The 25,915-nt window shown below is 66.9% G+C and carries 27 protein-coding genes; 18 read left to right on the forward strand and 9 right to left on the reverse strand.

Going from position 1 to position 25,915, the window contains the following annotated elements:
• Positions 1-10: 10 nt before the first annotated feature.
• Together K5L49_RS14585 and K5L49_RS14590 are read left to right on the forward strand one after the other, a co-directional pair.
• Positions 11-238 (forward strand): hypothetical protein, encoded by a 228-nt coding sequence (locus K5L49_RS14585; protein ID WP_223693803.1) that lies wholly within the window; start codon positions 11-13, stop codon positions 236-238.
• Positions 235-453: a hypothetical protein gene (locus K5L49_RS14590; protein ID WP_223693805.1), complete on the forward strand. Its 219-nt coding sequence runs from the start codon at positions 235-237 to the stop codon at positions 451-453. The genes K5L49_RS14585 and K5L49_RS14590 overlap by 4 nt, the downstream gene beginning before the upstream one ends.
• Here K5L49_RS14590 and K5L49_RS14595 read toward each other — a convergent pair.
• The 8 genes from K5L49_RS14595 to K5L49_RS14625 all read right to left on the reverse strand — a co-directional run bounded on the left by K5L49_RS14595 (position 450) and on the right by K5L49_RS14625 (position 4,437).
• The gene (locus K5L49_RS14595; protein WP_223693807.1) at positions 450-1,262 is read right to left on the reverse strand and encodes a tyrosine-type recombinase/integrase; all 813 of its coding nucleotides are present in this window, start codon (positions 1,260-1,262) and stop codon (positions 450-452) included. The two genes, K5L49_RS14590 and K5L49_RS14595, sit on opposite strands and share 4 nt — an antisense overlap.
• Positions 1,259-1,573, reverse strand: a complete 315-nt coding sequence (locus K5L49_RS14600) for a hypothetical protein (RefSeq protein WP_223693809.1) — start codon at positions 1,571-1,573, stop codon at positions 1,259-1,261. Before K5L49_RS14600 ends, K5L49_RS14595 begins: the two co-directional genes overlap by 4 nt.
• Complete coding sequence (locus K5L49_RS14605) at positions 1,570-1,854, reverse strand: hypothetical protein (RefSeq protein WP_223693811.1); 285 nt, start codon at positions 1,852-1,854, stop codon at positions 1,570-1,572. The genes K5L49_RS14600 and K5L49_RS14605 overlap by 4 nt, the downstream gene beginning before the upstream one ends.
• Complete coding sequence (locus tag K5L49_RS14610) at positions 1,854-2,186, reverse strand: hypothetical protein (RefSeq protein ID WP_223693812.1); 333 nt, start codon at positions 2,184-2,186, stop codon at positions 1,854-1,856. Before K5L49_RS14610 ends, K5L49_RS14605 begins: the two co-directional genes overlap by 1 nt.
• Entirely contained in the window at positions 2,186-2,314 is a 129-nt protein-coding gene (locus tag K5L49_RS20195; RefSeq protein WP_263298877.1) for a hypothetical protein, read from the reverse strand. Before K5L49_RS20195 ends, K5L49_RS14610 begins: the two co-directional genes overlap by 1 nt.
• Entirely contained in the window at positions 2,311-2,499 is a 189-nt protein-coding gene (locus K5L49_RS14615) for a hypothetical protein (protein ID WP_223693814.1), read from the reverse strand. The genes K5L49_RS20195 and K5L49_RS14615 overlap by 4 nt, the downstream gene beginning before the upstream one ends.
• A gap of 155 nt (positions 2,500-2,654) precedes the next feature.
• Entirely contained in the window at positions 2,655-3,833 is a 1,179-nt protein-coding gene (locus K5L49_RS14620; protein ID WP_223693826.1) for an IS481 family transposase, read from the reverse strand.
• A gap of 265 nt (positions 3,834-4,098) precedes the next feature.
• The gene (locus K5L49_RS14625) at positions 4,099-4,437 is read right to left on the reverse strand and encodes a hypothetical protein (protein ID WP_223693828.1); all 339 of its coding nucleotides are present in this window, start codon (positions 4,435-4,437) and stop codon (positions 4,099-4,101) included.
• A gap of 120 nt (positions 4,438-4,557) precedes the next feature.
• Between K5L49_RS14625 and K5L49_RS14630 the strand changes: the two genes are divergently transcribed.
• The 4 genes from K5L49_RS14630 (at position 4,558) to K5L49_RS14645 (ending at position 9,778) form a co-directional block, all read left to right on the forward strand.
• Positions 4,558-5,397, forward strand: a complete 840-nt coding sequence (locus tag K5L49_RS14630) for a class II fructose-bisphosphate aldolase (protein ID WP_223693829.1) — start codon at positions 4,558-4,560, stop codon at positions 5,395-5,397.
• Positions 5,398-5,409: 12 nt separating this feature from the next.
• A complete protein-coding gene (locus K5L49_RS20525) occupies positions 5,410-6,855 on the forward strand; it encodes an FGGY-family carbohydrate kinase (RefSeq protein WP_223693831.1) in 1,446 nt (481 codons plus the stop codon).
• Between the two features lie 59 nt (positions 6,856-6,914).
• On the forward strand, positions 6,915-8,366 hold the full coding sequence (locus tag K5L49_RS14640) for an FGGY family carbohydrate kinase (RefSeq protein ID WP_263299375.1): 1,452 nt from the start codon (positions 6,915-6,917) through the stop codon (positions 8,364-8,366).
• Positions 8,367-8,440: 74 nt separating this feature from the next.
• Complete coding sequence (locus K5L49_RS14645; RefSeq protein ID WP_223693834.1) at positions 8,441-9,778, forward strand: FGGY family carbohydrate kinase; 1,338 nt, start codon at positions 8,441-8,443, stop codon at positions 9,776-9,778.
• Positions 9,779-9,806: 28 nt separating this feature from the next.
• On the opposite strand, the gene K5L49_RS14650 is transcribed toward K5L49_RS14645, so the two are convergent.
• Positions 9,807-10,553: a GntR family transcriptional regulator gene (locus tag K5L49_RS14650; RefSeq protein WP_223693835.1), complete on the reverse strand. Its 747-nt coding sequence runs from the start codon at positions 10,551-10,553 to the stop codon at positions 9,807-9,809.
• Between the two features lie 139 nt (positions 10,554-10,692).
• Between K5L49_RS14650 and K5L49_RS14655 the strand changes: the two genes are divergently transcribed.
• From K5L49_RS14655 to K5L49_RS14710, 12 genes are all read left to right on the forward strand, one after another.
• Entirely contained in the window at positions 10,693-11,823 is a 1,131-nt protein-coding gene (locus tag K5L49_RS14655; protein WP_223693837.1) for a sugar ABC transporter substrate-binding protein, read from the forward strand.
• The gene (locus K5L49_RS14660) at positions 11,736-12,458 is read left to right on the forward strand and encodes an ATP-binding cassette domain-containing protein (protein ID WP_223693839.1); all 723 of its coding nucleotides are present in this window, start codon (positions 11,736-11,738) and stop codon (positions 12,456-12,458) included. The genes K5L49_RS14655 and K5L49_RS14660 overlap by 88 nt, the downstream gene beginning before the upstream one ends.
• Positions 12,455-13,468 (forward strand): ABC transporter permease, encoded by a 1,014-nt coding sequence (locus tag K5L49_RS14665; protein ID WP_223693841.1) that lies wholly within the window; start codon positions 12,455-12,457, stop codon positions 13,466-13,468. Before K5L49_RS14660 ends, K5L49_RS14665 begins: the two co-directional genes overlap by 4 nt.
• Positions 13,469-13,514: 46 nt before the next feature.
• Entirely contained in the window at positions 13,515-14,075 is a 561-nt protein-coding gene (locus K5L49_RS14670; protein ID WP_223693842.1) for an SIS domain-containing protein, read from the forward strand.
• Between the two features lie 57 nt (positions 14,076-14,132).
• Positions 14,133-15,017, forward strand: coding sequence for an oxidoreductase (locus tag K5L49_RS14675; protein ID WP_223693844.1), 885 nt, complete (start codon positions 14,133-14,135; stop codon positions 15,015-15,017).
• Positions 15,018-15,096: 79 nt separating this feature from the next.
• Positions 15,097-15,837, forward strand: a complete 741-nt coding sequence (locus tag K5L49_RS14680) for an HAD-IIB family hydrolase (protein ID WP_223693846.1) — start codon at positions 15,097-15,099, stop codon at positions 15,835-15,837.
• Positions 15,838-15,926: 89 nt separating this feature from the next.
• Positions 15,927-16,937: a LacI family DNA-binding transcriptional regulator gene (locus K5L49_RS14685; protein WP_223693848.1), complete on the forward strand. Its 1,011-nt coding sequence runs from the start codon at positions 15,927-15,929 to the stop codon at positions 16,935-16,937.
• Between the two features lie 98 nt (positions 16,938-17,035).
• On the forward strand, positions 17,036-18,367 hold the full coding sequence (locus K5L49_RS14690) for an ABC transporter substrate-binding protein (protein ID WP_223693850.1): 1,332 nt from the start codon (positions 17,036-17,038) through the stop codon (positions 18,365-18,367).
• Positions 18,368-18,436: 69 nt separating this feature from the next.
• A complete protein-coding gene (locus K5L49_RS14695) occupies positions 18,437-19,348 on the forward strand; it encodes a carbohydrate ABC transporter permease (RefSeq protein ID WP_223693852.1) in 912 nt (303 codons plus the stop codon).
• Positions 19,345-20,256, forward strand: coding sequence for a carbohydrate ABC transporter permease (locus K5L49_RS14700; RefSeq protein WP_223693853.1), 912 nt, complete (start codon positions 19,345-19,347; stop codon positions 20,254-20,256). The genes K5L49_RS14695 and K5L49_RS14700 overlap by 4 nt, the downstream gene beginning before the upstream one ends.
• Positions 20,257-20,298: 42 nt before the next feature.
• Positions 20,299-21,399 carry a glycoside hydrolase family 130 protein gene (locus tag K5L49_RS14705; RefSeq protein WP_223693855.1) on the forward strand — a complete coding sequence of 367 codons (1,101 nt, stop codon included), beginning with the start codon at positions 20,299-20,301 and terminating at the stop codon, positions 21,397-21,399.
• A 131-nt stretch (positions 21,400-21,530) separates the two neighbouring features.
• On the forward strand, positions 21,531-25,826 hold the full coding sequence (locus tag K5L49_RS14710) for a polysaccharide lyase family 8 super-sandwich domain-containing protein (protein ID WP_223693857.1): 4,296 nt from the start codon (positions 21,531-21,533) through the stop codon (positions 25,824-25,826).
• The last annotated feature ends 89 nt before the right edge of the window (positions 25,827-25,915 follow it).

Here is a 25,915-nt window from a genome sequence, read left to right on the forward strand (position 1 = left end):
GGGTGGTCGGATGCCTGAATGGCTCCTTGCCCTCGGCGTCGCAATCGTCGCCGCATCCGGGGGCGTGCTCGCGTCCCGCTATGGCCGGGTGGCCGCGCTGGAAAAGCGGGTCGCCCGGCTCGACGCCCTCAACCGCAAGCTTTGGGTGTACCTCCGGGCCCAGATCGACCACTCATACCGCAGCGGAGTGCAACCGCTACCGCTCCCCGATGACCTCTTTGGAGACGATGAATCATGAGCCACGCAGCGCCTGAAAGCACCGAAACGAAGCCGACCCTACCCAGGGTCGCCCGCATCGTGATCTACGCGATAGGTACACCCCTGGCCGCGTCCGCCGCGTTCCTGGCCGGAACCGACGTGTTCGGCCCGGTCGTGTCCACGGTGGCCGGCGCGATCGCTGCCGGCGCGGTCGCCGCCGTGGGGACGACCGCGCTCGGCAACCTCAACCGTTAGCCGGCGGCAGCGAGTACAGCCCGCCGCAGCGACTCGTCGGCCACTTGCACGTACAAGCGTGTGGTGGCCGGCGAGGCGTGCCCGAGCAGCGATTGCACAACGAAAACGTCGGAGTGCTGATAGGTGCGGGTGCCGAACGAGTGCCGCAGCGTGTGCAGCGTCCATTCGTCGGGCAGCACGACGGTCGCCAGCTTGCCGACCCACCGCGGCGAGAGGTGCCCACCATCCGAGCCGGGGAACGCCCATCCGGGTGGAAGCGTGCGCAGCTCCAGCGCGAGCCGGGGCGTCAGCGGCACGTCGCGCTCCTTGCTCCCCTTGCCGTGGACGCGCAGCGACCAGCCGTGCAGGTCCTCGAACAGGTCGGACGAGTTCACCTGAGCGATCTCCGAGCGGCGGAGACCTGCGTCGTGCGCCAGGCGCAGAATCAGTTTCAGGCGGGCATCAGAACGGGCAAGGGCGTGCTCGTAGACCCGCTCGGGTGTCGGGCGTGCTTTCGCCTGTCCCGGCTTCACACGGGGCAGCGCAAGCGCCGTGTTCGCCTCGGCGCGGCGGACCGTGACAGCCCACCCCCAGAACGAACGAAACGTGGTGCGCCGGCCTCGCCGGGTCTCGGGTTTCCACGCCTGATCGCCGGCATAACTCACGAGCTGATCGCCCGTGAGAGACCAAGGCCCGGCGTCTACACGCCGGGCCAGGTGTTCGAGGTGCTGCCGCCTCGTGCTGCAAGTGGTGTCTGGGAAGCCGGCGGCGCGCTGCGCTGTGAGGTAGTCGCGGATAGCCTCGGCCCACGACTCTGAGTGAACGTTCATGCTTCGACTTTGCCGAAATCAGACCGAGCGGTATGGACGCGACTCACGCCCCCAAGCGGGTGTCGTCCGTAGCGCTCCTGTGCGCTCTGCCGCTTGATACCGAGCGCCGCGCCGATGTACGCCCACGAACGCCCGATCGAGCGCTGACCGTGCACGGCCGCCGTGATCGCCCGTTCGATGTCATCCCGGAGACTCACCAACTCGGCAAGCTCGAACTCATCACCGTCGCCCACACGCTCGCCACCCTTCCGGATAATGCGCCGCGCGAAGTCGATGTAGTCGAGCGTTTCGACCTCTCGACGGGCGCTCATACCGACCCCGCTGGGTTCGCGATTTCGGTGTCAGGATCTTCCTGACGGCCACCGATCAGGTGGTCTGGTGTCGCAGGCATCGGGTCCGCCTCGGTCACGCTCACGAGGGAGAAACTGTGCGACCAGAACTTGCGGAAGTCGTCGTAGGTGGCGCTGTGCGCGACGCGCCCCTTCGTGACGGCCTCGCTGAGGTTGTCTGCGAGGATGCTCGCCGCCGAGGTGCTATCGACGCGATCCCCGTACACGTTCAGCTTCTGGACAGTCAGCTCGAATCGGAACATCAGGCGCTCACCAGCTCTCGATTCGTCGGGCACGCGAGGTTGAGACACCCGTCCGCGCCGAACGTGTACGAGCGGCACGTGATGCAGATCGCCTCGACGTGGAACATGTGCGACTGGAACGCGCAGTAGTCCACGCCGTCGCGGTAGACGTAGCCGCGCGGGTTATGGTGCAGCCACACGTCGTACGCGCCGGCCGCTGACTCGCAGCACGGGCACACCCCGGCGAGGCATTCCAGCTCGTGGGCCGGCCCGTCGCCGCCGTCGATGTGGTGGCCGCACGGCAGGGTCGCGACGACCTCGCCGCGCTGGTCGAGGTCGAATAGGGCGTCCATCACGCCCCCTCGGTGAACTTGTCGCCGCACTCGGTGCAGCGGAACACGGCCAGCTCGTAGCCCTCGGCGTCGGTGGCCGGGTACAGGTACACGGCGTCCGGGTGCGGGCACTCGGTGCGCGCGTTCATGCGGGCACCAGCTCGTCGGAGGCGTACGGCAGCCGCTTGACTTCCTGTGGCCCGTTCGGGGCGAGGATGAACTGAGGTCCGGTGAACTCGACGGTGAGCGCCGGACCACGGCTCCCGATGACGACGCCGGTTCGCCCGCCCCAGATGCCGCTCATGATGCGCACGGCGTCGCCTACGCGGATCATCGGGTGGCCCGCTCTCGCATCAGCGCGAGCAGCGCAACGACCAGCAGGCTAGGCGCGGAGGCTACAGACCAGAAGGTTGGGGGTTCGAATCCCTCCGGGCGCACTCTGTGATGAGTCGGGACATCGTTGATAGATGTGTCGAGACATCGTTGATATTAGGAAGAGCCCGGCCATCGGCCGGGCTCTTTTGTTTGGTCGCGCCAGTATTTTCTGTCGGGTTCGATGTGGTGGATGCTGAGGATCTCGCCGGTGTCGAGGTGAGTGACTGTGGCGCTGGTTTCGTCGACGAGGATGAGCACGGCTGTGCCGGCGTGGTTGTGGCCGATGCCGAGGTGGTGGAGGTTCCCGGCTCGGCGGAGGGTGAGTTTGCCGAATCGGTCGACGGTGTCGAAGCGGACGCGGTAGTGGGCGCTGAGGGTGTTCGGGTTCGGGTGGGCTTTGATGGTGGCGGCGTAGGCCTGGGCTGGGGTTAGCCGGTCGAGAGCGCGGTGCGGGCGGCGCTCGTTATAGATGACCCGGAACTGGTCGAGCTGAGTTTGCAGTTCGGCGATCGTCGCTGCCGGAGGCTGGCTGGCGAGCCAGCGTTTGAGGGTTTGGTGGAAACGTTCGATCTTGCCTTGGGTTTGCGGGTGATAAGGGTGCCCGTTCTTCTGCTGGATGCCGAGGGCGGCGAGGAGGTATTCGAATGCGTTCTTTCCGCCGGTGAAGCGGGCAGTGTAGACGGTGCCGTTGTCGGTCAGTGTGGAGGCGGGCAGCCCGTGGGTGTTCGTCGTGGCGGTGAAGGTGCTGACGACGTCGGGACCGGTGACCCGGTCGTGGGCGGTGCAGGACAGCAGCATGCGGGAGTGGTCGTCCAGCCAGTTCAGGATCTCGACATCGGTGCCGTCGGCGAGAGGCCAGTGGGTGAAGTCGGACTGCCAGGTCTCGTTGGGTTGGTGCGCTTCGAACCGGAGGTAGGAGGACTTCGGGCGCTTCTTCGGTTCCGGGGTGATCAACCCTGCAGTGTGGAGGATGCGGCGGATCGTGGAGGTGGAGGGGACCGGGAGATGTTCCTGGTCGAGGTGCCAGGCGATCGTGACCGGTCCGGCATCCAGCCCGTCCGTGGTCAGCTGCTGGCGCAGCGCGATGATCCGCGTCCGGACGTGCTCGGGCGTGCTCGTCGAGGAGGCGTGCGGGCGGCGGCTGCGCGGTTCGAGTGCGTCGAGCCCACCGGTCTCGTAGCGGGTGACGAGGGTGTGCACCCATTGCCAGGAGACGTCGAACTTGCGGGCGGCCTCAGCCTTGGTGAGCCCCTGGTGGACCACGGACAGGACGATCACGCGCGCCTTCGACATGCCTCATCGTCGACCGCGGACCACTATCAACGATGTCGCGACTCATCTATCAACGATGTCCTGAACCCCAACACCTCCGGGCGCACTCTGGTTGAGACAGATGACACGACCCCCGCTTCGGCGGGGGTTTTGTCGTTAATGCCTTCGGCGAATTCGAGCGACTGGCCGGTGATCTTCGCCCACCTGACGACGAGCGAGAACGTCGGCTCGGAGTAGCCGCGTTTCCTGGGCCGAGGGGTCACCGCCTCGATCGAGGACCGAACGATCACCGGTTCGTGTTCCACGCCGGATCGATCACCCCGGGAGCGTGACGTCCGAGGATGGAGCGGGTGCCGCCGATGGTGAAACCGGTGTGGTTCGTGAGCTCCTTCTCGTCGTAGTCGTTGCCTGCAGCCTTGGCCTGAGTCTCAGCTCCGTGAGTACGTCCCTGCGCTACATGAGTTGGGTCAAGTGCGGGCTCGATATTCAAGTCACGTCCCCACTGGATCTCATTTCGTTTACGGCAGAACGCGACGAGTTCGCGGACGGAGCCCGCGGTCGCGAGCCAGGTCAGCCGCAGATCCGCGCCGAATCGGTGGAGCGCTCGCCGAAGAAGCACAGCCACCTCACTCGATGTGTACGGATTGTACGTACAGCCGGTACAGTAGACCTGAAGGTGTGAGTTGGGGTGCCGAAGCCCGAGTGATCGCCTTCGTGCGGCAAGAAACTACCGAAAGGACATTGCATGCCCCTCGTCAGCGGTCTCGACGTCATCAGCGAATGCACTTCGCGCGGGTTCGTGGCGGGAGCGTTCAACACCACCAACATCGAGACGACGATGGGAATCATCGCCGCGGTCGAGCGCGTGGGGGTCCCGACGTTCATCCAAGTCGCGCCGACCAATGTCGCGCTCTCCGGTTACGAGTACATCTACGACATGGTCAGTCGCCGCCTCGCGGACACGGATGTCGCGGTGGCGCTCCACCTCGACCACGGCAAGTCGATCGAGGCGGTGGAAGGGGCGCTGGCAGCCCGATTCACGTCGATCATGATCGACGCCTCCGAGGCGCCGTACGACGAGAATGTCGCGACCTCGCAGCACGCCCGCGAGCTCTGCGGGGCCGGCATCGCGCTCGAGGCGGAGCTCGGCAGCATCGGCGGCAAAGAAGACGATGTGTCTCCCGAGTTCGCGAGCACGACCGACCCGACGCAGGTCGCGCCGTTCGTCGATGCGGTGGGCTGCGACATGCTCGCCGTCTCGGTCGGAAACGTGCACGGCTACGCGCCGAACGCGCGAATCGACTTCGAGCTTCTCGACCGTGTTCGCGCGGCGAGCCCGGTTCCTCTCGTCATCCACGGCGGCTCCGGTCTGCCGGCCGAACAGTTCGGACGGCTGCACGCGTTCGGCGTCGTGAAGGTCAACATCGCGAGCGATCTTCGCAACGCGATGATCCGCACCTTCGGCGAGGCCTACGTCGCCAACCAGAACGAGGACTCCCTGATCCGTGTTTCGAAAGACGCTGTGGCTGCGATCGCCGAGGTCGTCGAGGAACGCATCCGCGTCTTCAACCCGTCCGTCGCCTAGCGGAGGCATCCGGTGCTACCAACGCTCACGATCGATATCGGAACCACCAGCGTCAAACTCCGCCTGTTCGGTGTCGACGGCGACACGCTCGCAGCGACCCTATTCGCGACGCCGACGCGCAGTGACGCGTTCGGGGAGATTTACGATGTCGAGTCCCTGAAACGGCTGATCGGGGATTTCGTCCGGGCGCTCGACCCTCGACACCGTGAGCTGACCGAGCGCATCGCGATCGCCGGCGTCGGCGAGTCCGGCGGGCTCGTACGCTCGGACGGGTCGCTGGCATCGCCCATGATCCTTTGGCACGACCATCGTGGCGCAGACCGGCTCGCGGCACTGGACACGGTCGATCGCGCGCTCGTCTACCGGGTGACCGGGCTGCCGGTCAACGCGAACTACGGCCTGTCGAAAGTGGCCTGGGCCGTCGACAATGCGGGCGGGGACGCGGCCGGCGCGCAGTGGCTCAACATCGCGGAATACCTGGCGGCCTGGATGAGCGGTGTGCGCTGGTCGGAGTATTCGCTCGCCAGCCGAACGATGGCGCTCGACCTCGCGACGCGAACGTGGTCGCGCGAGGTCTGCGCACTCGTCGGGCTCGATCCGTCCGTCTTCCCCGAACTGAGACATGCGGTCGACGGTGAGCCGCTGCGCCGGGCGTTCGCCCGAGAGCTCGGTCTCGGCCCGGAGGTGCGGGTGCATGTCGCCGGACACGACCACATGGTCGGCGCCATTGCTGCCGACCTCCGCCGAGGCGAGCTCCTCAATTCCACAGGGACGACAGAGGGCCTGCTCGTCGTGGCGGGCGCACCGAGCACGGGGGAGAACACCGCGCAGGCGCGACTCGCCAACGGTGTCTCGTGCACGGGCGCCGACTTCACCTTGTTCGCATCGATCCCCACCGGAGGCTCGGCCTTCGCGACGCTGCAGGAACTGCTCGGCATCGACTCCGCGGCGCTCACGGCGTGTGTCGAGGGGCTGGCGGAGCGTTACGTGGCCGGGGGCATCGACCTCGGGCGTATCCCGCTCGTGCTTCCGCAGTTCCGCGGCAGCCCGCCCCCGGAGAAGCGCGCATCGGCTCGCGGGGCGATCGCCGGACTCTCGACCGACACCACCGCCGACGAGGTCGTGTTCGGCTGCTTTCTCGGGTTGGCACTGCAGTTCCTCGATGTGCTGGAGCTGTTCCCCGACCGGGCCGAACGGATCAAGGTGATCGGCCCGGCCAGTCGCAATCCGCTCTGGCTGCACCTGAAGGCGGACCTGCTCGGTACGCCGCTCAGCGTGTCGCGGGTTCCCGAGGTCGTTTCGCTGGGCGCGCAGGCGCTCGCTTCGGGGGAGCAGGCCGGATGGGATCTCTGCGATCCGCACGAGGTCGCCGTCGATCGCGGTCGACACGAACGGCTGGTGGAGTGGCGTGACCGGGAGCGCGCGCGCTGGGAACACCTCAAAGGCATGCCCGCGTGAGCGCGACACACGCGCTGTGGGGCGGCGCTCACGACTTCACGGATTCGAAAGGCGGGGCGATGACGCTCGTCGCTGGCATAGATTCATCCACCCAGGCGTGCAAAGTCACGGTGCGAGACCTCGCGACGGGCCGGCCTGTCCGGGAGGGGAAGGCGTCCCACCCCCAGGGCACGGTCGTCGATCCGAACGCGTGGTGGGATGCGCTGCTCGTCGCGGCGCGTCGCGCGGGGGGTCTCGACGATGTCGTCGCCGTCTCGGTGAGCGGTCAGCAGCACACGCCGGTCTTCCTCGACCGTGCCGGCGCGGTCGTCTGCGCCTCACCACAGTGGAACGACACCGGATCGCACCCGCACATGGTCCAGCTGAACGACGAACTCGGCCGCGACGAATGGATCCGCCGCACCGGTCTGCCGTTGACGCTCTCTGACACCGCGACGAAGCTCCGGTGGCTGCGCGAACTGCATCCGGAGGCCGCCGCCCGAACGGCGGCGGTTGCTATCGTGCACGACTGGCTCACCTGGAGGCTTCGCGGGTTCGGGCCCGCCGTCGGCGGGATCGACCAGCTTGTCACCGATCGGTCCGAGGCGAGTGGGACGGGGTACTGGACGGGGGAGACCGGTGAATACACCGTGGACCTTTTCGAACTCGCGTTCGGACGCCGCGTCTTGCTGCCCCGCGTGCTCGATCCGCTCGATCGGGCGGGTCTGACCGGTGACGGCATCCCCGGCATCCCCGCGGGCATCCCGATCGGGGTCGGCAGTGGCGACAACGCGGCCGCGGCCCTCGCTCTCGGGCTCGCCGCCGGAGATGCGGTGCTCTCGCTCGGGACCTCAGGAGTCGTGTATGCGCGGTCGACGCACCCCGTTCACGACTACGCCGGATATGTGTGCAGCTATGCCGACGCGACCGGCGACCATCTGCCTTTGGTCGCGACACTGAATGCGGCGCGCAATCTCGATGTCGCCGTCGAACTGCTGGGGTGCTCGTACGACGAGCTCTCGGCTCTCGCCCTCACCGCCGCGCCTGGTGCTGACGGCTTGACGCTGCTGCCGTATTTCGAAGGCGAGCGCACACCGGATCTTCCGGACGCACGTGGGTCGCTCCACGGCGTTTCCCTCGCCAACTTCACGCGGTCGAACTTCGCGCGCGCCGTCATCGAGGGCACGCTGGCCAGCCAGGTGGACATGCTCGACGCGCTGCACGCCTGCGATGTGCCCACTAACCGTCTGCTGCTGATCGGCGGGGCCGCCCAGAGCGCAGCGGTGCAGGTCGTTCTCGCCGAACTCGTCGACATCCCCGTCGCCGTGCCGGCGCCGGACGAGTACGTGACGATGGGGGCAGCCATGCAGGCGGCTTCCACCGTGCTCGGATCGTTCCCGGAGTGGCATGTGGACATGACCGAACTGCCGGCGACCCCGCTGGAATCGCAGATCCGCGACCAGCATGCGGCCGCGAAGGAAGCACTCGGCTATGGTGCTCCGCTTCCGGGCGAGGCGACCGGACGGGCGTAGCGGATCCGCTCCTGGGCGCCATGAGGGCACCGTGTGTATAGTGCACCGGGGGTATCGCGGAGGTCGTCACGGCAATGGGCAACTCGAAACGCATCGCTGTCGCGGCCGGCGTCGACGTCGGGTCGAGCAACACCAAGGTTGTGATCCTCGATTCAGACGGTGCCGTTGTCGCCCGGGTCATCCGACCGACCCCGCGCGACGGCCTGCTCATCGACGCTCTCGCGTTGTTCCTGGCCATCGAAGAGATGATCGCCACCGCGTGTGGCGGCCTCTTCGAGGTGCACGCGATCTGCTCCGCCGGAATCGGCGAGGATGGTGTCCTGGTCGACGGCAACCTTAGACCGCTCACCCGGGGTTTGGCCTGGTTCGATCCCCGAAGGCACAGTGTGTTCGACGAACTGCGCCCGCACCTCGAAGACGGTGAGCCGTTCGATGCAAGCAGTGACGCCGGACGGACCTTCGTCGGCTGGGCCTGGGCTCGCGATCAACCCGGCGCGTCGTCCGCTGTGGCGTGGGTGGCGATCACCGATCTCGTGAGCGTCCACTGGACGGGTAGACCGTTCCTCAGCGAGACACTCGCCTCCCGCACATCGGCCTGGCGCACATCCCGTCGCGCCTGGGACGAGAGCCGGGTTCAGCTCGCGCTCGGATCACTCGGTCTCCTCCCGCCGGTGATGGCGACCGGGGAGGTCGTCGGGGCAATCGACTCTCCGAGACTGCGAGAGCTGGGTGTTGTCGCTGCGGACGCCGTCGCCGTCGTCGGCGGACACGACCACCCGATCGCGGGTTGGGGTGTCGACCGGATGTCGCCGGGTGTCGTTCTGGACTCGATGGGGACCGCCGAGGTCGTCGTTGCGCAGTCGCGGTCGCAACCCGGCGAACGCGTGCGCGACATCGACATCGCACCAGGCATCCGCTCCGGCGGGACCACGCTGTTGCGGGTCGAGGAGCTTGCGCGCAATGTGCAGTGGGCTTCGCGGGACGCCGAGGTGGCCGGGCACATCCGCTCAATGCTCGACGGCAGCGTGGCGGCACTGCCTGTGCTCGACTCGAAGTACTTCATCCCGGGACGACGTGGAGGCGGCACACCGGGCTACGCACCGGATACTCCCGCCGATCCCCGCGTGCGCGCGTCGGCCGTGCTCGGTGCCCTCGCACACGCCGGACGCGATGCCGTGAACGCCGTTCGTGCGGCCGGTGCTGATATGGGGGAGGTGTGTTTCGCCGGTGGGTGGGCGCGTTCGTCGGGGTGGCTCGAGATCAAGACCGCGGTGAACGGCTATCGGGCGGCGCCGATCCTTGAACCGCAGGTCACGGCGGTCGGTGCGGCACTTCTGGCCGCGGAGGCACGGGGCTGGCGGCCGGATCCTGTCCGCGCTTTCGCGGGGTTCGCAGCGCCGCTGCTGAGCTGACCGCTTTCGGGAAGTGCCCGCTGGTTCCTCAGCTCGCCGAGACGTTGACCTCGAGAGGAATGATGTCGGTCAGTACCCAGGTCTCGTAGTAGTCGAAACGTCGTTCCTCGTGGTCCCACGAAAGGGATCGCACGCGCAGGGCCGGCTGGTCGGCGCCGATCTGCAGTCGGGTGGCGATGCTTTCCGGAGTGCGGATGGCACGCAGCTCTCGGCGTGCACCGCTCGTCACATGGCCGGCTGCGCGTAGCGTTTCGTTCACCGAACCGGATCCGTCGAGCACGTCCGGCGCCGCCGCGATCATCCTGCCGATATCGGCGGGGAACCAGTTCGTGCTGAACATGGCGATCCGCCCGTCGAGCGAGCGAACGCGCTGCAGCGCGAACACGTCGTCGCCGGGATCGATGCCGAGCGCTTCGGACACGTGCTGTGGTGCCGCCACGAATCGGGCGTCGACGACTTTCGTGTCGATGTCGGTGCGGCCGTGCCGCACCTGCGACTCCAGGAAGCCCTCATGAACCGTCCACACCGTCGATTGGTCCGGCGACGAGGCGAAGACGCCACGCCGAGGGATGCGGTGCGCGTACCCCTCGGACTCCAGCTTCGACATGGTCTGCCGCACGGTCGCACGCGAGAGCCCGAACTCGCGGCACAATTCCATCTCGCTCGGAAGCCGCTCGTCAGGCCGGATGTCACCTGCGGCGATCCGGTCCCTGAGGATGCCGAACAGCTGCTCGTAGTAGGCGACCGGCGAGTCCCGTTCGATGGTCTGTGACACGATTGTTCCTCCCATTCGACTGATCGTACAGCCAGATGTGTGCATACAGTCGTTGCAGAAGAAGGCGAATGTACGTACCGTCCGTACATGGTGTAATGTATGGGCATGCTCCCGATTCGAGGAGTGGACAAGGGTGTTCATGAAAGGTCCCGAAATCATGCGTCTGAAAGTGTCCGCGACCATCGTCGCCGCCATCGGCACAGTGGCCATCCTCACCGGGTGCGCCGCCGGCAGCCCCGGCAGTGGTGGTCAGAAGTTCTCCTACTCCCAGCCCGCGGTCGACCCCTACCAGAGCGCGGAGTCCAAGGGTGTCATGGCCGAGTACGCGCGGCTCGGCCATGGCACCATCCCCGCTACCAACGCCAACGGAAGTGCATCGCAGCAGCTGGCCGATGTGCAGACCCTGGTGAATCAGGGAGCGAGCGGAATCGTGATGTCCGTGCTCGACGCCCAGGCGATCGTTCCGGCAATCCAGTACGCGAACAAGAAGAACGTTCCTGTCGTCGCCATCGACGAAGCGCCCAAGGGGGGCAAGGTCTCCATGATCGTGCGCGCCGACAACGTGAAGATGGGCGAGCTGGCCTGCGAGCAGATGGGCGCACTGGTCAAGGCCGGCCAGGGTGTCGTGACCCTCGACGGGGATCCGACCAGTTCGAATGGTCGCGACCGCACCGACGGCTTCAACGAATGCATGGCCGCGAAGTTCCCCGGGGTGAAGCTCTACCACGTGGCGACGAAGTGGAGTGCGGCTACCGCTGCCACCGGCCTCCAGACCGCCTTCAACCAGCATGACGACGTCGCTGGGGTCTATGTGCAGAGCGACACGACCTTCTACCCGACCGTGCTCGACACGCTCAAGAAACTGGGCAAGACCGCGAAGGTCGGCGAATCGGGTCACGTAGCACTCGTCTCCGTGGACGGTGGCCCGGCATCACTCGCCGCCATTCGCTCGGGCCAGCAAGACGCTGTGGTCGAGCAGCCGCTGTCGGACTACATCACGTTCGGGGTGCCGACGAAGTGTCAGAGCTCTGCGACAGCGCGACGGTGCTCCGGGACGGCAAAGTGCTGTGGAGCCGCCCTGCCTCTGAGATCGGACGCGACGATCTGGTGGAGGCCGTGCTCGCGGGCGCCGAGAAGGGCACAGCGCGCGTCCCCTCCCGCGCAGACCACTCGGCGCCCGCCGTGCTCGATGTCACCGGGCTCACCGACCGTGCCGGAGCGTTCCGCAACATCGGATTCCAGGCGCGTGGTGGCGAACTCGTCGCCATAGCCGGCCTTGCCGGTTCAGGGAAGAACGAGCTGGGCGATGTCATCGTCGGGGAGCGGAAACGCGGCGACGGTGAGATCACCGTGTCGGGCCGATCGCTGGACGGGCGCTCGATCAGGGCCGCACAGCGTGCCGGCATCGCCTCAGTGCCGCCGGATCGTCACCGTTCGGGCTATGTGCCGCAACTCGACGTGGCCGAGAACATGACGATGAGCATCGTGCAGCGCCTCGGCCGTGGCGGCTTTGTGCTGCCGCGCACCCGGCGCGAGGCGTCGACGTCGCTCATCCAGTCGGTGAGTCTCGTGCCGCCACGGCCGGAACTGCACGTCGCCGGCCTCTCCGGCGGGAACCAGCAGAAGGTGGTGTTCGCCCGCGCGCTGGCGCTGGACCCGTCGGTCCTGGTGCTCTCATCACCGACGGCAGGCGTCGACATCGCCGCGAAAGACATCATCTACGCCCTCATCCAGGAGGCTCTCGAGCGGGGGGTGGCGATCGTCTTGATCTCCGACGACCTCGACGAGATCCAGCTCGCGAGCCGTGTGCTCGTGATGTTCCGAGGAGAGATCGTCGCCGAACTGCACGAACCCGCGGAGTCGCAGGTCGTGCGCGCCATGGAAGGAATGGAACAGGAAGCATGACCACGACACCGAACACGACCTCGGCGGGACCGGAGGCACGCAGAGCCAGGGTCTGGCATTCACTCGGGCGCAGCGTGCGAGAACTCAGCGTGTTCCCCGGCCTTGTGGTGCTTGCGATCGTCGGTGCGGTAGTGAGCCCGATCTTCTTCCAGGGGACCAATATCTCGCTGATCTTCCAGCAATCGTCCGAGCTCGGGGTGATCGTCGTCGGTCTGGTCTTCATCGTGCTGACCGGTCGCATCGACATCTCGCTGGAGTCCACTGTCGGCTTCGCGCCGATGGTGGCTGCACTGCTCATGGTCAGTCAGGGTGGCTGGGGGAGTCATCTTCCCGGCTGGGCAGGCATTCTCATCACTCTCGGGATCGGCGCTCTGATCGGCCTCATCAACGGCCTTCTTGTCGTCAAGCTCGGCCTTGACTCGTTCATCGTCAGCCTCGCCATGCTCATCCTGCTCCGCGGAGTCACCACCGGCCTCAGCCAAGGGCAGACCCTCGCGAGCCTGCCTGAGAGCTACACGTTCCTCGGTTCTGAGAGCGTGTTCGGCATCCCCCTCGACATCGTTGTGACCGTCGTGCTGTTCGTGGCGGCTGGTCTCTTCCTCAAGTTCCACTCGTGGGGGCGCGCGCTCTATGCGATCGGCGGCAATGAGAACGCCGCCCATGCCGCGGGTGTGCCCGTCGACCGAGTGCTCATCACAGCGTTCGTCGCCGCGAGCACGCTTGCAGCGCTGGCGGGAATGCTGCTGGCCGGCCGGCTGAGCGCCGTCACCGCCGACGCCGGGCAGAACATGATCTTCAGCGCATTGGCGGCCACCGTGATCGGCGGCATCGCCCTGATCGGCGGGCAGGGTCGCATTCTCGGCGCCGCGCTCGGCGTGCTGTTGCTCGGTGTGCTGACCAACGTGCTCACGCTCGCCGGTGTCAGCACATTCTGGATCGATGCGGTCTACGGTGCTGTCATCGTGCTGGCTCTGCTGGTCGGCCGTTTCACTGGCAGCCGACGCTCCTGAACCGTCAGGAACGCCGGTACGGAACCTACCCGAGAGGACACCTGTAATGGAGTATCAGGAACTGCGCGGCGCGGTGATCGCCGAACTCGACGACGCCCTTGGACGTGTAGATGGCGACAGCCTCACCGCCGCGCTCGACGCCATCGACGATGCCCCGCGCATCTTCGTGATGGGCATCGGCCGCGAAGGACTTGCGAGCAAAGCATTCGCCATGCGGCTCACGCACTACGGCAAGACCGTGCACTGGGGTTGGGACGACACCACCCCGAACGTCTCAGCCGGTGATCTGTTCATCCTCGCCTCCGGGCCGGGGAACATTCCGCACCTGCACTACATCGCCGAGCAGGTGAAGAAGACCGGTGCGACGCTCCTGGTGGTCACGGCCTACCCGGACAGCCCGACTCCCCTCCTGGCCGACCTCGTCCTCAGGGTTCCGGCGCACACCTACGGAGCCCCCGACGGGGATGTGGCAGCGTCCATCCAACCGATGGGCACGCTCTTCGAGCAGTCTCTCTTCGTGTTCTGGGATCTCCTCTACGGACTTCTCGTGCGAAGGGCCGGAGTCGACTTCTCCGACCTCGCCGCACGGCACCGCAACTTCGAATGACCGGCGACCCGCGGTCGGCATGGTCGTGAGCCTCGGCGGGCAGCGATGATAGACGGCATGGATGCATCGATCGCGATCGTCGGGCCTGGCTCTATCGGCACGACCGTGGCCGCCGCGCTGTATGAGGCGGGGCACGCCCTGTTGCTCTGCGGACGGACAGCACGCGAACAGCTCGTCCTCGAGCACCCGGACGGCACAGTGGTCGTGCCCGGGCCCGTCCTGACGGATCCGGGCGCGGTCGACTCGCCCGTCGACCTGGTCTTCCTCGCCGTCAAGGCGACTCAGACGAACGCAGCCACTCCCTGGTTGCGCGCTCTTTGCGGGCCCGGCACGACCGTGTGCGTTCTGCAGAACGGCGTCGAGCAGGTCGCCTCGGTCGCGCCCCTCGTGCCGGAATCCTCTGTGGTACCCGCTGTGGTCTGGTTTCCCTCCGAAGCCCGAGACGACGGCTCGGTTCTGTTGCGAGCTCCCGCCCGTCTGACCGTCCCCGACACTGACGCGGCGCACCGCATTCGCGACGCATTCGACGGGACTCGATGCGCGGTCGAGACGACCGACGACTTCACATCGGTCGCCTGGCGCAAACTGCTGCAGAATGCCCTCGCGGGATTCATGGTGCTCACCCGCCGCCGAGCCGGCATGTTCAGCCGAGACGACATCAGCGTGCTTTCTTTGGCCTACGCCGAGGAGTGCCTGCAGGTCGCACGCGCAGACGGAGCCGTACTCGGCGGCGAGGTCCCGCAAACGATCCTCGACGGTTTCCGGTCGTCACCGGCCGACCTCGGCACCTCGATCCTGGCCGACCGCGAAGCAGGCAGACCCCTCGAATGGGATGTCCGTAACGGAGTCGTTCAACGACGAGGCCGAGCCCACGGCATCCCCACTCCCCTCAGCGACATCCTCGTGCCACTTCTCGCCGCCGCAAGCGAAGGACCGGGCTAGAAGGATCGGCACCGGTCCACGGCAGATCGTACGCGTGGGGGAATCCGGGTCGAGCTGTGCATTAGGGTGGTTCGCTGTGATGCCGCGCCTGATTGCCTTTGACCTCGACGACACGCTCGCACCGTCCAAGTCTCCGCTCCATCCACGCATGGCGGCGCTGCTTGGCCGGCTGCTGGAAGTGACGGAGGTGTGCGTCATCTCCGGTGGGCGATTCGAGCAGTTCCGGGACCAGGTGATCGTGCCGATGCCGGAATCGGCGCGCTTCGATCGGCTCCATCTGATGCCCACCTGCGGCACGCAGTACTTCCGCTGGGACGGCACGGAATGGGTGCAGCAGTACGCGGAGAATCTCGCCGATGACGAGAAGGTCGCGGCGCTGACCGCCGTCGAGGAGGAGGCGCGTCGCCTCGGACTCTGGGAGTCGGACACCTGGGGCCCGGTGCTCGAGGATCGCGGCTCGCAGATCACGTTCTCGGCACTCGGCCAGTCGGCCCCCGTGGCCGCCAAGGTCGCCTGGGACCCGGCGGGCGAGCGCAAGAACGCGCTGCGCGCGGCGGTGCAGCAACGGCTGCCCGAGCTGGAGGTGCGCTCGGGTGGATCGACGAGCGTCGACATCACGCGCCGCGGCATCGACAAGGCCTACGGGATGACAAGGCTCGCCGCGATCACCAGCATCCCCTTCGGTGAGATGCTGTTCGTCGGCGACCGGCTCGACCCGAACGGGAACGACTTCCCGGTGATCGCGTTGGGTATCCCGACCCGCGCTGTGGAGGGCTGGGAGCAGACGGCGGAACTGGTCGAAACGCTGCTCGTGGGCTGAGCGGCTGGGACGCGGGGTGTGTGGGCTGGGTACAGTTGCCGCATCCGTTCGAGCGAGGGGAGTGGGGAGGATTCGTGGCCGATCATCGAGTGACCATTATCGACGTGGCGAACAGGGCCGGAGTCGCGATCAGCTCGGTTTCCAGTGCGCTCAACGGCAGACCCGGCGTGTCGGAGGCCACCCGCGAGCGCATCGTCCAAGTGGCGAACGAGCTCGGTTTCGTTCCCTCGCTGCACGGGAAGAGCCTTTCCGGCAAGCGCTCGTACACCGTCGGTCTCGTGGTGCAGCGAGACCCTGAAGTCCTCGAGCTCGACCCGTTCTTCGGTGGATTCATCGCGGGGGTCGAGGAGGCGATCGATCCGCGCGGGTATGCACTGGTGCTGCAGGTCGGCGCGCGTCCGGCGGAGATCCTGCAGCGTTACCGCAAGCTCACAGCCGACCGCCGTGTCGACGGCATCTTCATGCTCGACCTCGAAGTCGACGATCCGAGGATCCCTCTCGTGCAGGAGCTCGAGCTGCCGGCCGTCGCGGTGAACCCCGACGATGACTTCCCGCTGCCCGCTGTGCGACAGGATGCCGATGGAGGGGTCCGGGCGACCGTTCAGCACCTCGTCGGGCTCGGTCACCGGCGGATCGGCTATGTCGGCGGACGCGCGCAGCTGATCCACTCCGTGCAGCGTGAACGGGCCTGGCGTGGTGCGTTGCTCGAGGTCGGGCTGGAGCCCGGGCCCGTCATCCCGGGCGATTTCAGCTACATCGGTGGTGCCGCAGCAGCGACGGCGATGCTCGCCCTCGATGAGCCTCCCACGGCGGTGATGTGCGCGAACGACCTCTCCGCAATGGGTTTCATCGCCCGGGCCGAGGATCTCGGTATCGATGTGCCCGGAGGCCTCTCCGTCGCCGGATTCGACGACATCCGGCTCGGCACCTACGTGCGGCCGGCCCTCACCACCGTCCGCACCGCTCCGCGCGAGATCGGCCGTGAATCGGGCCGTCTGCTGATCAATCTGATCGAAGGCCATGACGTCGGCGATACGCGGATCGCGGATGCCGAACTCGTGGTGCGCGATTCCACCTCCGTCGTGCCGCCGGGACGCTGACCGCCGGGATTCCCGCTTGCGCAGAGGTCGGCTGCATGTCATACTCCGTTTACCGAAACGTTTCGGTAATCCCGATGCACTCAAAGAGGAGACCACAGATGGCAACAATGAGGTTGCGGGGCAACGCCGCGATCCGACGACTATTCGCAGGCGTCGCCGTGGTGGCGACGATCGGCGTCCTCGCCGCCTGCTCGAGCACGGACGCAGGGTCGTCGAACGGTGAACCGAGCGGGAAGCTGCAACTGCTGGTCTCCAGCAGCGATGCGACCGACGCGGGCTTCCGTGCGGTCAACGACGCCTTCAAGAAGAAGTATCCGGCGGTCGACGTGGTCTTCTCCACCGTGTCCAACGACAACTACCCGGCCACCAAGTCCTCGCGCTTGACCGCCGGAAACCTCGACCTGTTCGTCGTCAAGGGCATGACCGAAACGCCAACGTACGCGAAAGACTCCGCCACCGACGACGCCCGTCTCGCAGCGGCCGGTGGACTCGTCGATCTCACCAAGGAGAGCTTCCTGAAGAAGTTCACTCCGACTCTGCTGGCGTCCCAGGCGATCGACGGCAAACAGTATGCGGTCCCGACCGGCGTGAGCTACTACACCGGGGTCTTCTACAACAAGAAGATCTTCGCCGACAACGGCCTGGCCGTGCCGACGACGTGGAGTCAGTTCACGACCGTGGTCGACGCGCTCAAGGCCAAAGGAGTGACGCCGTTCGGTCTCGGCGGCAAGGACAGCTGGCCGGCCGGCCTGCCGATGCTCGCCTCGGTGGCCTCGCTCTATCCGACCGCCGCCGACAAGCAGCAGTTGGCAGAGAACCTCTGGACGAACACGGCGAAACTCACCGACCCGACCGAGGTGAAGGTGCTCCAGCAGACCGAGTACGTGCTGCAGAACTCGCAGCAGGGCGCTGCCGGCGCGGACTACACGACGATCCCGTCCGGATTCGCGGCCGGCGATTTCGCGATGACGGTCGACGGCACGTGGGACCAGCCGACCATCGCCGCCGCGGTCGCGGGCAAGTTCGACTACGGCTACTTCCCGTTCCCCGGTTCGGACAAGGCCGCGGACAACGCGCTCCTGAACGGAAAGACCGAACTGCAGCTGGCCATTCCGAGCTCGGCCAAGAACAAGACGGCCGCCCTCGCCTGGCTCGACTTCTTCTCGCAGAAGCAGAACTACGAACTGTTCCTCGGAAAGTCGGGCTTCTCGCCGGCGCAGCCGGACATCTCGACCAGTGACTTCCTGCAGTCCATCGGCCAGTACACCGCGACGTACCAGCCGGCGTGGGATCAGATCTGGTTCGCCAACAACAAGGCCGGTCAGGATGCGGTGTTCCCGTTCAACTATCCGGCACTGACCCCGCTGGGCTCCGACACCCCGGAGCAGGCCGCCCAGGCCGCCCAGAAGGCGTGGACGGCGGCGGGCTGACCGATATCCGCCCGGGGTGGGCTGCGACGCCCGGCGATGCGGCCCACCCCGACGTGAATCGAACGAGACATGGCTGACACTTTTCCCTTCCCCCGCCGCACGCCGATGCGGATCACTTTCGGCATCGCGATGCTTCTGCTCGGCGTGTTCGGGTTCATCCCGGCGATCGGCGTGCTGGTCGCGTCGTTCACCGACCTGCGCGGCCTCCCCGGCCTGCCGATCAACTTCGTCGGCGTCCAGAACTACGTCGACTTCTTCTCACCCGCCAAATGGGCGGACAGCGCGAACGCGCTCACGAACACGGTCGTCTTCGCCTTCGCCAGCACGGTCATCCAGATCGTGGTCGCACTCGCGATCGCCATCCTGCTGAACCGCAAGCTCAAAGGCCGCAACTTCTACCGCGCCGTCGTCTTCATGCCGACGATCCTCGGCGTCACCGTCACCGGTCTGGTCTGGTCGCTGATCTTCAACGTCAGCGGTGGCCCGGCCGCCTCCGTGCTCGGCCTCTTCGGCAAGCACTCGGCGTTCTTCGGCGACCCCCATCTCGCGCTCGCGCTGGTCATCCTGGTGCAGGTGTGGATGGTGCTCGGCGTCTCGGTGATCATCTTCCTGTCTGGTTTGCAGGCGGTTCCGGAAGAGCTCCACGAGGCAGCCGAGATCGACGGGGCGAGCGCCTGGCAGCGCTTCCGCAATGTCACCGTCCCCTTGCTGGCACCCGCGATCACTGCGAATGTGCTCCTGGGCATCGTCAACGCGCTGCAGAGCTACCAGCTCATCTACGTGCTCAGCGGCCCGAACAACCGGTCGACCCAGGTGCTCTCACTGCTGGTCTACGTGCAGGGCTTCGGAGGCGCATCCGGCACGACCCTTTCACAATCCCAGGGCTATGCGGCCGCGGTCTCGATGGTCCAGTTCGTGCTGGTCGCGATCATCTCCATCACCGCCCTGGTCATCCTCCGCCGACGGGAAGCCAAGCTGTGACGACGACAAACACGAGCACCGGAACCGACGCCACCACAGCGCCCATGCCGGATTCGCGCGCGGAATCCGTGCCGCCACGGGAACCGGGCCGCCCCCGACGTATCCGGCGGATCCCGATCGGCGCATACCTGTGTGCGCTGATACTGCTGGTGCTGTTCCTCTTCCCGCTGCTGTACCTGCTGAACACCGCGCTCAAGTCGCAGGCCGAGTTCGTCTCCGACCCCGTCGGTCTCGTCAGCGACCCGCAGTGGGGCAACTTCGCCGCAGCCTGGAACAAGGGCAACTTCGGCGCGTACATCCTCAACAGTGTTCTCTACACGGCAGCGGGCTCGGCCATCGGCACCGTGCTGACCCTACTGCTGGCCTTCCCCGTCGCTCGCGGCTACATCCGCGGCGCCAGGGTCTGGTCGATCGTGTTCGTGCTCGTGCTCTTCCTGCCGAATGCGCTGATCACCCAATTCCAATTGCTGCTCCGTCTCGGGCTCTACGACACGCAGCTCGGCTACATTCTGCTGGTCGGCGTCGGGGTGGGGGTCGGCCCGCTGCTGCTGAGCGGTTTCGTCAAGTCCATCCCGCGCGAGCTCGATGAGGCGGCCGCGATGGACGGCGTCGGCTACTGGCGCTACCTCTTCGGCTTCGTCTTCCCCCTGGCGCGACCCGCCCTGGTGACCATCTTTATTCTTCAGGCCGTCTGGATCTGGAACGAGATCATCCTCGCGACCGTTCTGCTGGCCGACCCCACCAAGTTCCCTGTGACGGTCGGCCTTTACGCCTTCAAAGGCACCTACGGCAACCAGTGGCCCCTGCTGGCCGCCGCGACATTCATCGTGGCGGCGCCGCTGATCGTCGGTTACATCTTCATCCAGCGCTACCTCGTCAACGGCGTGGTGGGCGCCATCAAGGGCTGATCCGCCCGCCGCCATCCACTCAACATCCATAAGAAGGGTCTCGTGTCCACGACCACCACCACCTCGACCACCATCAGCACCGACATCCCCTACGCTCTCGAGCGCGTCGGCATCGTGATGGAGCCGGACCCCCGGGATCCGCGCCAGGTCGAGGGTGTCCTGAACCCGGCAACGGTTCAGACGCCCGACGGGGCCGTGCACCTGTTCCCGCGGCTCGTCGCCGAACGGAATGTCTCCCGGATCGGGCGGGCTCCGATCGTCATCGCCGACGGAGTTCCGGCCGGTGTGGGCGAGGTGGCGATCGTGCTCGAAGCAGACCGCGGGTGGGAGCACGGCACCGACCACGGCGGCGTCGAGGACCCGCGGATCACGCCGCTGAAAGACCTCGGCGTGTACGTGATGTCGTACGTTGCATTCGGCCCGCTCGGGCCGAAGCCGGCCCTCGCGATCTCGACCGATGGGATCGACTGGCGGCGCATCGGGCCGATCCAGTTCCAGTACGATGACGACCTCGACACCGACCTGAACCTCTTTCCCAACAAAGACGTCGTCTTCTTCCCCGAGATCGTTCCCGGGCCCGACGGAGTGCCGAGCTTCGCGCTCCTGCACCGGCCGATGTGGGATCTGTCGTTCACCCGGCCGAACGAGAACCCGCCGCTTCCGGCCGGGATGCTGGACGACCGCGCCGGCATCTGGATCTCCTACGTGCCCGTCGACGAGGCCGAGCGCGACCTGTCCGCCCTCGTTCGGCCGCGTGGACACCGCTTCGTCGCCGGACCGGTTCACGACTGGGAGGCTCTCAAGATCGGTGCGGGACCCGCTCCGCTGCGCGTGCCAGAGGGCTGGCTGCTTCTGCACCACGGCGTCACCGGCTCGCTCGGCGCCGGGGCTTTTGTGCCGCATGCCTTCGACGTGCACTACGTGGTCGGCGCGATCCTGCTCGACGCCGACGACCCCTCGCGCGTGCTCGCCCGGACGAGCGAGCCACTCATGACGCCGGAGACGGCCGAGGAGACCGCGGGCACGGTGGCCAACGTCATCTTCCCCACCGCCATCGAAGAGATCAACGGCGAGCACTTCGTCTTCTTCGGCGCCGCCGACACCCGAATCTCGGTGGCCCGCCTGATTCGCACCGCCGACTGACCAACACCCGACCGAATCGCTCCACTCACCCGAATAAAGGAGTCTGCGCAATGACGCGTGACAGAGAAACACGGAACATTCCGGCGCCACCCGACGAGCGCCGCGTCCAAGGCGGGCGAACGCGAAGCCGAGTGGCGCGCGTCCGCTCCCGTCTCGCCTCGGCGACAGCCATGATCGTCGTCGCCGTGCTCGGCGCCGTGGGCCTCGCCGCGGCTCCTGCCGCCGCTGCGGCGAATCTCGACGCTGATGTCTCCACGATCGTCTCCCGTCTGCAGGACTACTTCCTCGGCCAGGGCGACGAGGTGCAGATCGCCAACGGCATCTACCTTGCGCAGACCTCGAACGCGCTGGAGTACGTCGCCTCGCAGAACGCGGACGGCTCGTGGTCCGACGTCAACTATCAAGACACCACGAGCTCGGCGAACGGCAAGACGTGGGATGCGTACAAGGCGCTCTACCGCATGGTGGCGATCGCCCAGGCCTACCAGGACACGAGCGCGAAGGGCTACCACGATGCCGCGCTGGTCGCCGCCGAAGAACGTGCCCTCGCCTACTGGGACAAGGTCGACCCCGGCAACACCAATTGGTGGGAGACCGAGATCGGGGAGTCGATCGCCATGGGGCGGATCTCCATCTTCCTCGGCGATGTGCTGAGCCCGGACGCGGCCGCGCTCGCGATCAAACACAACCAGGGGAAGCTCGACCCGGCGGGCGCGAACGGGGCCTGGCGCACCGCCGACTACCTGTACAAGGCCATCGCGACCCGAAACGCAGACCAGATCACGGCCGGCTTCGCGACGATGGTTCAGACCGTGGCCGTCGACGACTCCGGAACGGTGCAGGAGGCGGTGCAGCCCGACGCGAGCTTCTGGGCGCACGGAGCACAGCTCTACAGCGAGGGCTACGGAATGGCCCTGTTCACGACCGTGGCCATGTGGGCCGACTCGGCGCGCGGCACGAGCCTCGCGTTCACCCGCGATCAGCTGGACACGATCGCCTTTTACATCATCGACGGCACCCGCTGGATGATCCGCGGCGAGATCGGGATGCTCTACCTCCTCTACCGTCCGGCGACGACCGTCGACGGCGTCACCAGTTACAGCGATGTGTTCCTCGACCCGCTGGACATGATGGCGCGCACCGACCCGCTCTACGCCACCGACTACCGCGAGCTCGCCGACAACATCCGCGGGAAGACCGCCGGAAGCGGGCAGCTCGGCGACAAGTACTTCTGGCGCTCCGAGTTCTCGTCGCACCAGCGGGCGGACTACGGGATCTTCACCAGCCTGAACTCAAGCCGCACCGTCGGAAGCGAGTACCGCTCGACCCTCCGCAGCGATGTCGGCAACGAGATCGTCTGGAGCAAGGCGGGGGCCACGGCGATCCAGGTCACCAATAAGGAGTACACCGCCCTCGGCCCGGCCTTCGACTGGTACCACTATCCCGGGACGACGGCGCCGTATGTGAAGGAGACCACGCTCGGGCCGAGCGGCCGATCGAGCAACGGTGGCAGCTTCACCGGCGGCGTCTCGGATGGCACCTATGGCGCCAGTGTCGAGAGCCTCGACCGGGTGGGAACGCAGGCGCAGAAGAGCTACTACTACTTCGACAATGAGATGGTCGCCCTCGGATCGGGCATCCAGTCCACCTCGCCGGCGTCGATCCACACGACCGTGAACCAGGTCGACGCCAAGAGCAACGCCTCCGTCAACGGCAAGCCCGTCGCGGCCGGCACCGACTCGAAGGTCGTCACCGACCCGAGCTGGGCCTACAACGACAAAGTCGGTTACGTGTTCCCGTCGGGCGACCCGGTGGTGGTCTCCGACAAGACGCAGACCGGCAGCTACTACGGTGACAAGCCGCAGAGCCACGACGCCTTCACGCTGTACTTCGACCACGGCGTCAAACCCAGTGCTGCGAGCTACGAGTACATCGTGCTTCCCGCGGCCACGCCCGCGCAGACCGCCGCATACGCGGCCAAGCCGGCCGTGACGATCCTGCGCAACGACACCGCCGTGCAGGCCGTGCAGAACCCGGCACTGAAACGCACGATGGCGACGTTCTATCAGGCGGGATCGCTGGCGCTGGGCGACGGCCGGACCCTCACGTTGAGCCAGCCGGGCATCGTCATGCTCGACGAGTCGAGCGGGATCCCGGTCGTGAGCCTCTCCAATCCCGGACAGCCGGGACTCCTGGTGACGGTGTCGCTGAGCGGGCCAGGTTCCGCCTCCACGGGGACGTTCGTTCTCGGATCCGGCGCGAACCTGGGCAAGACGGTGACCGCGCCGCTGGCCGCCGACGACTCGAACGGTTCGCCGTACACGGCGAGCGGCTCCGCGGCCGGGCACGGCCCCGACCTCGCCGGCGACTCCGACCAGAGCACGACCTGGCAGTCGACCGGCGGATCGCCGTGGCTGCGCAAGCAGCTGTCGGCCGGATCGTTCGCCACGGGAGTGGACATCGACTGGGGTACGGACTTCGCCACGCGCTACCTGGTGCAGACCTCCACCGACGGCACGACCTGGACGGACCAGAAGCTGGTCCAGAACGGGGCGGGAGGTCACGAGCACGTGAGCTTCCCGGCGACTGCCGCGAACTATGCGCGGATCCTGCTGCTCGACGGCGCATCCGGAACCTACTCCGTGAGGGAGTTCGACGTCGACGCCGGAGTGAACCTCGCGCTCGGCGCCCCCACCACGGCGTCTGACGGCGTCGGCCCGGGCAGCGCCACCGACGGGAACCTCACCACGCGATGGATCGCGGACAGAGCGGCCGCCAACCCGGACAGCTCCTGGATCCAGGTCGATCTCGGAAAGTCGCAGCCGATCGGTGCCGTGCGGCTGTGGTGGGAGGCCTCGTATGCGAGCCAGTACAAGATCCAGGTCTCGGACGACGGGATCACCTGGCGCGACGTCTACGCCACCAGCGGCGCCGGAAGTTCCGGAGGCACCGATGTCGTGAAGCTCAGTGCGACCGGCCGCTACGTGCGGATGCAGACGGTCAAGCGGGCGCTGACGGCGTACGGTGTTTCGCTCTGGGAGTTCGAGGTCTTCGGGAATGACACCGTCGCCACGGCGCCGACGGCCGCGGGACGGGTGAACCTTGCCCTGAACAAGCCGACAACGGGCGACAGCACCTACAACAACCTCACCACTGTCGCGCCCCAGATGGCGACCGACGGATCGCTCGCGACCAAATGGTCGTCGGCGCGGCCGACGGGTTCTGCACCGTATACGAACACCAACTGGCTCCGAGTCGATCTCGGAACCGTGCGGTCCGTCTCACAAGTGGTCGTCGACTGGGAGACCGGTAACTCGACCGACTACCGGGTCGAGGGCTCTACCGACGGTTCGACCTGGTCGCCGCTCGCTCACGTTCAGAACACGGGGACGGCGGACCATCGCCGAGACACCGTCGACTTCCCGACGGCGGAGGTGCGCTACATCCGTGTCATCGGCTCGCCGGCGACGAAGTACGGCCTCAACATCTGGGAGTTCGAGGTCTACGGCGGCTACAGCCTGAGCTGCCCGGCGACTGTCACCGCCGAGCGCGACAGCACCGTGGCGATGTCCGCCGACATCTCGCCCGCGGACGCCGGAGACAGTGTGTCCGCGTACCCGCTCGACAGCAGTGTCGCGACCGTCGTCGGTTCGCCGAGTCTGAGCGCAGACGGGAAGATCCAATTCGAGCTGAAGACCGGCAACGCCGGGTCGACGACCGTGTTGGTCACGCACGCGAACGGTGACGAGTTCGCCTGGTGCTCCGTGGCGATCGCGGTCGACCTGAGCATCCTGCAGGGGCTCGTGAACCAGGGGAACGGGCTCGACAGCACCCGGTACACACCCGCGAGCTGGGCGCCGCTGCTACCGGCTCTTGAAGCGGCCAAGACGGCGCTGAAGACCCCCGGTGTCTCCCAGTCGCTTGTCGACGCGAGAGCGGAGACGCTCCGTGGAGCGCTCGCCGGATTGCTCGAACCGGCCGATCCGACGCTCACCCTGAGCGGTGATCCCGTGGTCGGCGGCGCGGTCACCATCGACGGCGGCGGCTTCGATCCCGGGGCGGTGCTCACCATCGAACTGCACTCGACCCCGGTAACGTTGGCCACCGTCACCGCGGGGAGCGGCGGCAACTTCAGGTCGACCGTGCGCATCCCCACCGACACCGCGCCAGGACAGCACACGATCGCAGTGCTCGAGAACGGCGTCCAACTCGCCTCCATTCCGGTCGTGGTCCGCGCAGCGGACTCCACCGGTGGAGGTGGGACCGGCACGGGATCGGGCACAGACCCGGCGGCGTCTGCCCCGGGCGACCTCGCGAACACGGGCGGTGATTCCTCCGCCCTCGGGCTGGGCGGCGGAATCGCACTGCTCCTGCTCCTCTGCGGTGTCGGTCTGGTCATCATCCGCCGCCGACGCGCGGAGGGATGACCGGTGGGGCTCGGCGGAGGACGCGCCGCCGAGCCCCGTTCCCGCCGACCGTTCCCGCCTACCGTAAGCGTCGTGCAGCTCAGCGGCGG

Origin of the sequence: Leifsonia poae (assembly GCF_020009625.1) — a bacterium.
Taxonomy (GTDB): Bacteria; Actinomycetota; Actinomycetes; order Actinomycetales; family Microbacteriaceae; genus Leifsonia; species Leifsonia poae_A.